This window comes from Streptomyces sp. NBC_01013, assembly GCF_045162765.1.
GTDB lineage: Bacteria > Actinomycetota > Actinomycetes > Streptomycetales > Streptomycetaceae > Streptomyces.
The window spans coordinates 7312783-7323155 of the sequence record NZ_CP108687.1; the positions used below are offsets into that span (position 1 = coordinate 7312783).

General features: G+C 71.8%; 9 protein-coding genes. 6 read left to right on the forward strand and 3 right to left on the reverse strand.

Annotated elements, in window-relative coordinates:
- The first annotated feature begins 192 nt into the window (after window positions 1-192).
- The 3 genes from OG538_RS31975 to OG538_RS31985 are packed head-to-tail and all read left to right on the forward strand — an operon-like array spanning window position 193 to window position 5016.
- Entirely contained in the window at window positions 193-1488 is a 1296-nt protein-coding gene (locus tag OG538_RS31975; protein ID WP_406098933.1) for a cation:proton antiporter, read from the forward strand.
- Window positions 1485-1676, forward strand: a complete 192-nt coding sequence (locus OG538_RS31980) for an MbtH family protein (RefSeq protein WP_406098935.1) — start codon at window positions 1485-1487, stop codon at window positions 1674-1676. Before OG538_RS31975 ends, OG538_RS31980 begins: the two co-directional genes overlap by 4 nt.
- A gap of 25 nt (window positions 1677-1701) precedes the next feature.
- On the forward strand, window positions 1702-5016 hold the full coding sequence (locus OG538_RS31985; protein ID WP_406098937.1) for an amino acid adenylation domain-containing protein: 3315 nt from the start codon (window positions 1702-1704) through the stop codon (window positions 5014-5016).
- A 170-nt stretch (window positions 5017-5186) separates the two neighbouring features.
- On the opposite strand, the gene OG538_RS31990 is transcribed toward OG538_RS31985, so the two are convergent.
- Window positions 5187-6131, reverse strand: coding sequence for a ParB N-terminal domain-containing protein (locus OG538_RS31990; RefSeq protein ID WP_406098939.1), 945 nt, complete (start codon window positions 6129-6131; stop codon window positions 5187-5189).
- A 210-nt stretch (window positions 6132-6341) separates the two neighbouring features.
- Complete coding sequence (locus tag OG538_RS31995) at window positions 6342-7103, reverse strand: leucyl/phenylalanyl-tRNA--protein transferase (RefSeq protein WP_406098941.1); 762 nt, start codon at window positions 7101-7103, stop codon at window positions 6342-6344.
- An 83-nt stretch (window positions 7104-7186) separates the two neighbouring features.
- On the opposite strand from OG538_RS31995, the gene OG538_RS32000 reads away from it, so the two are divergent.
- The 3 genes from OG538_RS32000 to OG538_RS32010 are packed head-to-tail and all read left to right on the forward strand — an operon-like array spanning window position 7187 to window position 10233.
- A complete protein-coding gene (locus OG538_RS32000; protein WP_406098942.1) occupies window positions 7187-7978 on the forward strand; it encodes a thioesterase II family protein in 792 nt (263 codons plus the stop codon).
- A gap of 15 nt (window positions 7979-7993) precedes the next feature.
- Window positions 7994-9004, forward strand: a complete 1011-nt coding sequence (locus tag OG538_RS32005) for a fatty acid desaturase family protein (protein WP_406098944.1) — start codon at window positions 7994-7996, stop codon at window positions 9002-9004.
- The gene (locus OG538_RS32010) at window positions 9001-10233 is read left to right on the forward strand and encodes an acetyl-CoA carboxylase biotin carboxylase subunit family protein (RefSeq protein WP_406098946.1); all 1233 of its coding nucleotides are present in this window, start codon (window positions 9001-9003) and stop codon (window positions 10231-10233) included. The genes OG538_RS32005 and OG538_RS32010 overlap by 4 nt, the downstream gene beginning before the upstream one ends.
- Here the strand turns inward: OG538_RS32010 and OG538_RS32015 are convergent.
- Window positions 10220-10363 (reverse strand): hypothetical protein, encoded by a 144-nt coding sequence (locus tag OG538_RS32015; protein ID WP_406098948.1) that lies wholly within the window; start codon window positions 10361-10363, stop codon window positions 10220-10222. The genes OG538_RS32010 and OG538_RS32015 overlap by 14 nt on opposite strands.
- Window positions 10364-10373 lie beyond the last annotated feature (10 nt).

Sequence of the window (10373 nt, forward strand, 5' to 3'; positions counted from 1 at the left end):
CCTGCTCCGGCGGCAACCATAAGATCGCTTGCTTCGAACGGTCCCCTCGCCTCTGACATGCGCGGATGTCGCACCCGTCGTGGACGGGCCCGCAGACGGTGTGCGGCCTGTCGCCGGTTCACGTGACTGCGCGGCCGGGGCCGGTCCTGCCTACTGTCGATCACACAGTGGGATCGGCGAAGGGACGGACCGGTGGCTATCGGCGCGCTTGCGGCGCTGCTCCTCGCACTGGTGGTGATCATTGCGGTCGCGCGGATCCTGGGGCTCCTCTGCCGATGGATCGGCCAGCCGGAGGTGATCGGTGAGATCGCCGGCGGCATTCTGCTCGGCCCGACCCTGTTCCACGGTGCGATCACGCGCACGTTGTTCCCGGCCGAAATCCGTCCGGCGCTCACGACGATCGCCACAGTCGGCGTCTGCGTCTTCATGTTCCTCGTGGGGCTGCATCTCGCCGACAGCCGTCTGAGCGGGCAGAGCCGTATGGTTCTGGCGTTGTCGATCGGCTCCGTGGTCGTGCCGTTCGTCCTCGGCAGCCTCTTCGCGATCGGCATCGTGGGCGACCGGTCCGGGAAGACCGCGGTCCTCTTCTGCCTGTACATCGGCACGGCGCTGTCGATCACCGCCTTCCCCGTGCTCGCACGCATCTTGACCGACCGTCAACTGATCGACACGCCCATCGGTGGCCTGGCGCTGGCCGTGGCGGCGGTCGGGGACGTCCTCGCCTGGGCGATGCTTGCCGTACTGGTCGCCTTTTCGGACGGGAACCAGCCGCCCTGGCGGATGCTGCTGGTGGCGCCCTTCGTGGCTCTTCTCGTCGGGGTCGTGCGACCGGCGCTGGCCGGACTGGCGCTGCGCGGCCGGTCCGGGCGGAAGCGCGGGCCCACTGCGCGGATCGCCTTCGGCGCCTGCCTGCTGGTCGCGATCGCCGGCGCACTGTGGCTGTCGTCCGCGGCGACCTCGTGGATGGGACTGCACCAGATCTTCGGGGCGTTCCTGCTCGGCGCGGTGATGCCCCGCTCGGGCGGCGCCGGACTGCGTGAGCGGGTGCTGCCCTGGGTCGAGCGGATCGACCGGACCGTGCTGCTGCCCCCCTTCTTCGTGGTCGCCGGCCTCGCGGTGGACCTGTCCGGGATGGACGCCCGGGAGTTCGGCCTGCTGATGTTGATCCTGCTGATCGCGGTCGGCGGCAAGATGGCAGGCGCCTTCATGGCCGCGCGGCTCGTCCGGGTGTCGCCCCGGCACAGCGCCGCACTCGCCGTGCTCGTCAACTGCCGCGGGCTCACCGAGTTGATCGTCCTGTCCGTCGGTCTCGAGACCGGCCTGCTCGATCCGCGCCTGTACTCGCTCATGGTCCTGATGGCGCTGGTCACCACATCGATGGCGGGTCTGCTGCTGCCCTTCGTCTACCCCCGGCAACAGGCCGAGCCGGATGCCGAGTCCGGCTCGGCCGACGCGTTCGCACCCCTGGTGAGAGAGGAGTCGAGATGAACCCGTTCGACGACCCGGAGGGCCGTTTCCTGGTGCTCGTCAACGACGAGGAACAGCACTCGTTGTGGCCGAGCCGCCGGGCGGTGCCAACCGGTTGGCGGATCGCCCATGGTGAAGACAGCCGCCAGGCGTGCCTTGACTACGTCACGCAGCACTGGACCGACCTGCGCCCGCTCAGCACCCGCTGAGCCGTCCGCCGAGAAGGGGCAGCCCGTGATCGCGATCTCCGACTTCCTGGAAGAACTGCGCGTGGCCGGCGTGCAGTTGTGGATTCAGCAGGGACGGCTGCGCTACCGTCCGGCCGGCTCGCTCGACAGCGAACGGCTGGCGGTGCTCCGCGAGCGGCGCGACGAGGTGATCGCCACGATGCTCGCCGCCCCGGCGCCGGCCCCCCGGCCGGACACGATCCCGCTCTCCGACCATCAGCAGGGCATGTGGTTTCTCGAACAGATGGGAGTGCTGGGTGCGGCGTACAACCAGACGGCGCTGCACCTCATCACCGGCGACCTGGACGTGGCCGCGCTGCGGTCGGCGATCGCGGAGATCATGCGACGCCACGAGATACTGCGTACGGCGTTCCCGGCACGCGACGGCATCGGCGTCCAGGTCGTGGAGCCGCCCGGTGATCCCCGCTTCACCCTTCTCGACGTGTCCGACCTGTCCGCCGACGAGCAGCGAAAGTGGCTCGACGAGCGGAAGCGGATGTACGCCGAGTACCGGTTCGACATCTCCGTGGCGCAGAACTTCCGGACCGAGCTGATCCGGCTCGCACCCGCCGAGCACGTGCTGGTCTTCCGCTCGTACCATCTGGTGCTCGACGGGCCCTCGCACGCCAACCTCTACGAGGAGCTGCGGACGTTCTACCGGGCGTACCGGACCGGCACCCCGGCCGACGTGCCCGAACTGAGCATGCAGTACGGCGACTACGCCCTGTGGCAGAACAGCCGGGGCGACGCCGAGACGCAGCGGCACATGGACTACTGGAGGCAGCGGCTGGCCGGCGCACCGCACACTTTCGACCTCCCTGTCGACCGTCCCCGGGCGGCCACCGCCGAACTCGACGGCGACACGGTCGAGGTGCCGGTGCCCGCAGACGTGGCCGACGGGCTGCGCCGGCTGGCGCGGCAGGAGGGCGCCACCCTGTTCATGGTGATGCTGACGGCGTTTCACACGCTGCTGTACCGATGGAGCGGCCAGAGCGACGTGAGCGTCGGGACGATCGTCGACGGGCGGGCGCGCCCGGACGTCGAGGCCAACATCGGTCACTTCGTCAACCCGGTCGTCGTGCGGGCCGACCTGGCCGGGCGGCCGACCTTCGCCGGGCTGCTCGGCCAGATCCAGCCGCGGCTGCTGGAGGCCTACGAGCACCGGCATGCACCGTTCGACCGCCTGGTGGCCGAGCTCCGGCCGGAGCGGGACCTGGCGGTGCAGCCGCTGTTCCAGGTGCTGTTCACCTACCTGCGGGCCGAGTCGTTCGACATGCTCGACGGGCTGACCGTCACGCCCATCGAGCCGGACGAGCGCAAGGCGATGTTCGACCTCACGCTCTTCGCCCACGAGAACGAGGCGGGGGACCTGACCGTCGGGCTGGAGTACCAGACGGCCCTGTTCGAGCGCGCGACGATGCAGCGCCTGGCCGGCTACCTGGTCACCCTGCTCGCCGGGGTGGTCACCACGCCGGACGTGGCGATCGACGACCTGCCCCTGATGTCGGCCGCGCAGCGGCACGAGGTACTCGAACTCTGGAACGGCCGGGTCACCCGGTACGACGACGACATCTGCCTGCACCAGGTGGTCGAGCGGCAGGTCGCCGCCACACCGACCGCCGTCGCGGCGGTCTTCGGTGACCGGGAACTGACCTACCGCGAACTGGACGAGCAGGCCAACGCCCTGGCCTGGCAGCTGCGGGAGCTGGGCGTCGGCCCCGACGAGCGGGTCGGCATCGCGCTGCCCCGCTCGCTCGACATGGTGGTCGCCAACCTTGCGGTGCTCAAGGCCGGCGGTGCCTGCGTCCCGATCGACCCGACCTATCCGGCCGCACGCCAGCAGCTGATCGCGCAGGACGCGGCGCTGCGCCTCGTCATCCGGCCGGCCGACGGTACCGGCCCGGAGGGGGACGCGCCCGTACTGGCGTACAGCCCGTCGGCAAGAGCCACCGGTCCGGCGAACCCGGCCGACCCGGCCGACATCGCCTGGGTGCTCTACACATCCGGGTCCACCGGCCGGCCCAAGGGCGTGGCCATGCCACACCGCGCCCTGCTCAACCAGGTGCGGTGGCAGTTGCGCCAGGGCCGCGGTGGCCGCGGGCGGACGTTGCAGTGGGCGGCGCTCAGCTTCGACATCTTCTATCAGGAGATGCTGACCACGCTGGCGGCGGGCGAGACGCTGGTCCTCGTCGAGGAGGAGGTCCGGCACGACTTCGAGCGCCTGCTCGACGTCATCGAGGCGCAGCGGATCGAGCGGGTGTTCATGCCGTTCGTGGCCCTGCAGGGCATGGCCGAACTGGCCGTGCGCCTCGGCCGGTTCCCGTCGTCGCTGCGGGCGGTGCTCACGGCCGGCGAGCAGCTGCAGGCCACCCCGGTGATCCGGGAGTTCTTCACCCGGCTGCCCGACTGCACACTGTTCAACCAGTACGGGCCGATCGAGGTGCACCTGGCCACCTCGCACCAACTCGGCGGCGACCCCGCGCAGTGGCCGGCGCTGCCACCGATCGGCCGGCCCTTCGACAACGCCCGGACGTACGTGCTCGACGCCGCGCTGCGGCCGGTGCCGCCCGGGGTGACCGGCGAACTGTTCGTCGGCGGCGCCCCGCTGGCCCGCGGATACCAGGGCCGCCCGGAGCTGACGGCGGAGCGGTTCCTGCCCGACCCGTTCGGCGACGGCGCCCGGATGTACCGCACCGGCGACCAGGTCCGCTGGAACGCCGACGGGCGGCTGGAGTTCATCGGCCGGTTCGACGACCAGGTGAAGATCCGCGGGTTCCGGGTGGAGGTGGCCGAGATCGAGACCGTCCTCGTCGGGCACCCGCAGGTGCTGAAGTGCGCCGTCGCCGCCCACCGGTACGGCGTCGGCGACCGGCGCCTGGTCGCGTACGTTGTACCGGACCCACAGGCCCCGCCGGCCGCCGCCGAGCTGCGTGCCTTCCTCGCCCATCGGCTGCCCGACTACATGGTGCCGGCGGCCTACCTCACGGTGACGGAACTGCCGCGTACGCCGAGCGGGAAGCTCAGCCGCGCGCTGCTCCCACGGCCGGACGGCGAGGCGGAATGGGCCGGGGCGGCCGAGTACGAGCCACCGGGCACTCCCCTGGAGGAGCGCATCGCCGCGATCTGGACGGAGGTGCTGGCCGTGCCCCGGGTGGGCGTGCGGGACAACTTCTTCGAGCTGGGCGGCCACTCGCTGCTGGCGGTCGCGCTCGTCAACAAGGTCGGTGACCTCGTCGGGCGCACGGTCCCTCTGCGTACCCTCTTCGAAGCGCCGACCGTGGCCGGCCTCGCCGCCCGCCTGAGCGAGGAGGACCCGGGCTGAGGGCTGGGCCGGCGACGGACCTGTCCGTCCGGCCCGGCCGGGCGGACAGGTCCGGCCGGGCCGACGATCCGGCCGGCGGCGTCGAACGGCACGCCGGCCCGCTGAATGAGCGCACGAGAACGGGCCGGCGCCCTGGCAAGGCGCCGGCCCGTCGCGTGTCCGCCGCGTGCTCAGCCGGACAGGCCGCCGACAGCGGTGTTGCCGTACTCGTCCTCCAGCCCCATCGCGAGCTGGATCCAGGCCGCCGCGCAGGACCTCGCCAGCGACCCGAGATTGAGCCGCGAGTGCGGCGGGATGTGGCTCAGCGTCAGCGGGATCTCGTCGGGCACCAGCACCCGCGGGCCCAGCCAGCGCAGCAGCACCCGGCCGGACTCGGTGTAACGCAGCGAGGGATCCCGCTGGATGCTGTCCAGCAGCGACCGCAGTTCCTGGGAAGGATCGGCCTCGGGCAGCTTCACCGTCATCTGCCGGTCCACGTCGCGGTCACCGCGGTCCGGCCTGGTCCGCCGGTCCAGCACCGGGTCCTCGCCGGCCTGCAGGCGCGCCCGGACGCTGCGCGCGGTCTCCACCGAGATGCCGGCCTCCTGAGCGATCCGTCGCAGCGTCGCCTCCGGGTGCACGGCGATCAGCTCCGCCGCCGCTTGCCGGCCGGCCGCCCCGTTGATCGGCCGTACCCGGCCGTCACGGCCGATGCGTGCCTCGACCGGCGGGCCGTCGAGCCCGCGCCGCAGCGAACCGACGGTCTTCGCGGCGAGCCCGGAGTTGAAGGCGATCGCCCGGTCCGACAGCTGCGGGTGACTCCGGATGATCCGGACTGCGGCGGCGCGCCGATCGGCGAGCGTCAACGGCATGCCGTGCGAGACGTTCAGCCGGACCGCGACCAGGAACGCCTCATGGTCGTCACCGTCGAACAGCTGCGCGCGGATCTCCTGCTCGCCGCGCAGCCGGGCGGCGGCGAGCCGGTGCATGCCGTCGATGACGCGCATGGTCTCGCGGTGCACCACGATCGGTGGCAGGTCCGCCTCCATCTCGGCCATCGATCTCGCGTACGCCGGGTCCACACCCGCCGACCGCGGTGAGTCGGCATCGCGGATGGCGGAGAGGGGCAGCTGCACGACAGCGTCGTCCCGGTCGGAGGGCGGCTGCGTGCAGGGCTGCACACCCGTGGAGGTCCCGGTTTCAAGTGTGGATCTAGAGGTGTTGACCGGCACTGGAACAGCTCCGTTTCTTGTCGCGGCCCTGATGGTCGAACGAAGACACACGGTCTTCGACAATCCTGACCATGCGGCCGGACGCGCGGGACTCACCTGTTTATGGGGCAGCCCTCAGCGGCTCTCGCCCGGCGTACGGAGGAACCCCAGGCGCCGTACCGGCTCCACACCGCCGGCCAGAACCACCGGATCGCTGCCGCGCGCCAGAGTCGCCAGGAACTCGCGGCGCGGCAGGGACCGGGCGCCGAGCCGCCGGCTCCGATCGCTGTCCCACTCGACGTCCAGCAGCGTCACGCCGGCGCCGGCCAGCCGGTGCTCCATGTCGAGCAGCGCCACCTTCGACGCGTTGCTGCGCCGGTGGAAGCAGGTATCCAGAACGAACACCTCCCCGGCACCGATGCCGATGGCACCGCCCACCAGCTCGTCCTCCTCCCACACCTCGACGCTGTGGGCCCAGCCCAGCTGGTTGAGCACCGTCATGCCCTCGCACAGCTCGGTGGTCAGCCACTCGGGCTCCCGGTCCCGGCGGCACTCGGCGAGGACCCGGGCGAAGTCCTGGTTCGCGGTGGTGGTCCAGGTCAGCCGGTTGCGCAGCAGCTTCATCAGGCTGCGCGCCTTGGCCAGCCCCCCGTACGGGATGACCGGCCGGGGATCCGGGGACCACCAGACCAGCGCGTACGGGTCGGGCAGGGGCGAGTCCAGCACCACCGTCGCCCCGGATGCCACCGCATCCTCGTACAGGGCGTGATTCACCTCGATGTCGGCCGCCGTCGCGGCCGGCATCGGGTAGGTGCCGTGCCGGTAGCCGCCGAGAATGGTGGCCGGATCGAGCCGCCCACCGATCGCGACCGGCGCGTCGGCCGGTGCACTATCCATCGCAAGTCCGTCCCAGACACATCCCTCGCAAAGAATCACATGCGGATTCTGGCTTCAGACCCGCGACTGACGGGAGTCCCTCGATGACCGCACCCTCGACATCGCACACCGCCGGCGCATCGGCGCGCTGGCTGCGCCGGCCCCGGCCACGCCAGAACCCGTCGGCGCGTCTCGTGTGCATGCCGCACGCCGGTGGCACGGCCAGCGCCTACAGCCCGTGGATCGCCCGGCTGCCGGCCGGGATCGAGCTGATCGGCGTGCAGTACCCGGGCCGCCAGGACCGGCTGGCCGAGCCGTTGATGTCGTCGGTCCGGGAGATCGCCGATGCCGTGGCCCCGGCGCTGGCGCCGTACGCCGACCGGCCCCTGTTCCTGTTCGGGCACAGCATGGGCAGCCTCGTCGCCTACGAGGTCGCGATCCGCATGGAAGCCGGTCAAGGGCCGGATCCGGCCGGTCTGTTCGTCTCCGGCCAGTTCGCCCCCCAACGGTCCGCGCCGCCGAGGGACGGGCTCGACGACGCCACGGTCGAGGCCGAGGCCCGGGCGTCCGGATGGACCGATCCGATGGTGTTCGACCACCCGGAACTGCGCGAGCTGGTGCTGCCGCCGTTGCTGGCCGACGTACGGGCGTCCCTCTCGTACCACCGCAACCCACCGGTGCGTCTGAGGTCCCCGATCGCCGCCTACGGGGGCCAGGGCGACTCCGGCGACGTGTCGGGTGACCTGGCCGCCTGGGGCGAGCTGACCTCCGGCAGCTCCGTGGGGCGGGCGTTCGACGGCGATCACTTCTACCTCCGGGCCCGGGAGGCGGACCTGGTTGCCGACATCGTGACCCGGATGTCTGACTGGGGAGAACCGCCAGTTGGACATCACTGAGTGAGGAGAAGGACCGTGGCCGATTCTGATCTAGCGGAGCGGTACCGCTTCGCGCCGGACATCCTGGCCGCGGTCCGGACCGCGTCGCGGCCGGACAACTGGCACGGTCCGCTCGAAGCCGTCACGCACTGGGCCTGGATCGCGTTCTGGTGTGCGGCCTCGGTGCTGTCGTGGCAGCACACACCCTGGTGGCTGGCGCTGCCGGTGTATCTCCTGGCGGTGTTCTTCATCGGCGGCCGGCAGCGTGGGATCGCCGGCATGCTGCACATGGCGACCCACCGCGTGTTCATGGCCAACCACCGGGCCGGCAGCGTGATCGGGGTGGTCCTCGGCGGCTATCCCGTGCTGCAGAGCTACACCGGTTACCGGACCTCGCACCTCGCCGAGCACCACGGCCGGCTGGGCGACCCGGAGCGCGACCCGGACTACCGCCAGTACCGGGACAACGCGCTGTGCGGCGACCACCTGAGCCGCAAGGCGCTGCGTCGGTACCTGCGCACGGTGGTGACGCCGAAGGCGACCGCCTCGTACGTGCTCTACCTGCTGCGGCACCGCATCGTGGCGGCCGGGGAGCAGCGGGCCGAACGGGTGCTGCGGGTGGTCCTGCTGGCAGGGCTGCTCAGCTGGGCCGTCCTGGGCGGCTGGTGGCCGTGGCTCGTGCTGCTCTGGTTCGTGCCGCTGGTCACCACACAGGTGTGGATCGGTGCGGTGGCCGAGTTGATGGAGCACTTCCCGCTGATCGAGACCGCGCCCCGGGTGGACCTCTACATGTCCTGGAACCGGGTCTACGGATGGGGCACCCGGTTCCTGCTGGGGGAGATCGACGGCGAGGGCTTCCACCTGGTCCACCATCTGTTCCCGCGCACGCCGATGTGGCGCCTGCGCGCGGTCGACGCGATCCTGAGCCGCGACCCGGTGTACGCGGCGCTGCCGCGGCTGGGCGGCGTCCTGGGCGGCCTGGGGCAGATCTACCGTTCGCTGCCCGCGCACCGCGAGCACGACGGCGCCTCCCGGGTCGGCGTATGACCGAGACGGTGGTCGTGGTGTACACGGCCGGCGCCGCCACCCCGCTCGAACTGGCCGCCGACGCCGAGGACTACGACCTCCTGTTCGCGGTGCCGGTCGATGAGCTGGCGGACGGACTGGCCGACTTGCTGGCGGCCATCGGTGACGTCGTGGACATGACCGACGAGGTGGCCGGCACCGCGGTGCTGGAGGCCCGCCGCCCGGCCGGCATCGTGGCCTTCTCCGACCGTGACCTGGCGCTCGCGGAGCGGCTGGCGTCCCGCCTCGGGCTGCGCTACCACTCGGCGAGCGCGGTGCTCGCCGCCACGGACAAGCACGTCCAGCGGCAACGGCTGCGTGAGGCCGGGCTTCGAGTGCCGCGGTTCCGGCTGCTGGAGCGGCCCGGCCAGGCGGTGGAGGCGCTTGCCGCAGTGGGCGCGCCGGCGGTGCTCAAGCCGGTCCACGGGGCGTCGAGCCGGCAGACGTATCGCCTGGACACCCCGCAGGACGCGGTGCGGTACGCCGCCGACGCGTTCGCCTCGGGCGACGCCGACCGGTTCGTGGTCGAGGAGATGCTGGTCGGCTGCCCGTCGGTGGCCGGCCCCGGCCTCGGTGACTACGTGTCGGTCGAGATGCTGTTGTGGCGCGGCACGGTCGCGTGCGAGGTGCTCAACTCACGGCTGCCGTTGCGCGAGCCGTTCCGGGAGCAGGGCTTCTTCGTGCCCGGTCTGCTGCCCGCGTCGGTCGAGGCGGAGGTCTACCGGATCGCCGCGGCTGCCTGCCACGCGCTCGGCCTGCTGGACGGCTGGGTGAACGTCGAGCTGAAGCTGACCGCCGACGGGCCCGTGGTGATCGAGGTGAACGCCCGCCTCGGCGGCTACGTGGCCGCCCTGCTGCACCGGTCGTTCGGCGTGGAAGTGGTCCGGCTGGCGTTCGGCGTCGCCGTCGGCCGCCAGCCCGAGGTGTCGCTGGGGGAGCCTGCCGCGGCCGCCTTCTGCTACCAGATCCTGCCGCCGGTCGGTGAGTGGCGGCTGGCCTCATGGGGCAGTGTGGCCGACCTCGCCGAGCGCCCCGACGTCCTTTCGGTCGTCCTGACCGCGGAGCCCGGTGACCGGGTCGACTGGCGGCTGGGGAGCCAGGGCACGCTCGGTGTGGTGGAGGGCCTGGCCGAGCGGCCGGACGCGGTGCTCGCCGCGGTGCGCGACATCGAGCGGACCATCGCCGGCCAGGTGGTCTTCAGCCGCGCGTGACCTCTTCGTGCCAGTAGCTCGGCAGGCGCCGGGACCTCGACCGGCGCATCGGATCACGCAGGACCCGCAGCACCAGGCCCGCCGGGATCACGAGCAGGACGTACGCGACAGTGAGCAGGGCGTTGCGCATCAGGAACCCC

Coding starts and splice junctions, on each gene's coding strand:
- OG538_RS31980 (WP_406098935.1), top strand. CDS start 1,485: ATGAACCCGTTCGACGACCCGGAGGGCCGTTTCCTGGTGCTCGTCAAC.
- OG538_RS31995 (WP_406098941.1), bottom strand. CDS start 7,103: ATGGATAGTGCACCGGCCGACGCGCCGGTCGCGATCGGTGGGCGGCTC.
- OG538_RS32000 (WP_406098942.1), top strand. CDS start 7,187: ATGACCGCACCCTCGACATCGCACACCGCCGGCGCATCGGCGCGCTGG.
- OG538_RS32010 (WP_406098946.1), top strand. CDS start 9,001: ATGACCGAGACGGTGGTCGTGGTGTACACGGCCGGCGCCGCCACCCCG.
- OG538_RS32015 (WP_406098948.1), bottom strand. CDS start 10,363: ATGCGCAACGCCCTGCTCACTGTCGCGTACGTCCTGCTCGTGATCCCG.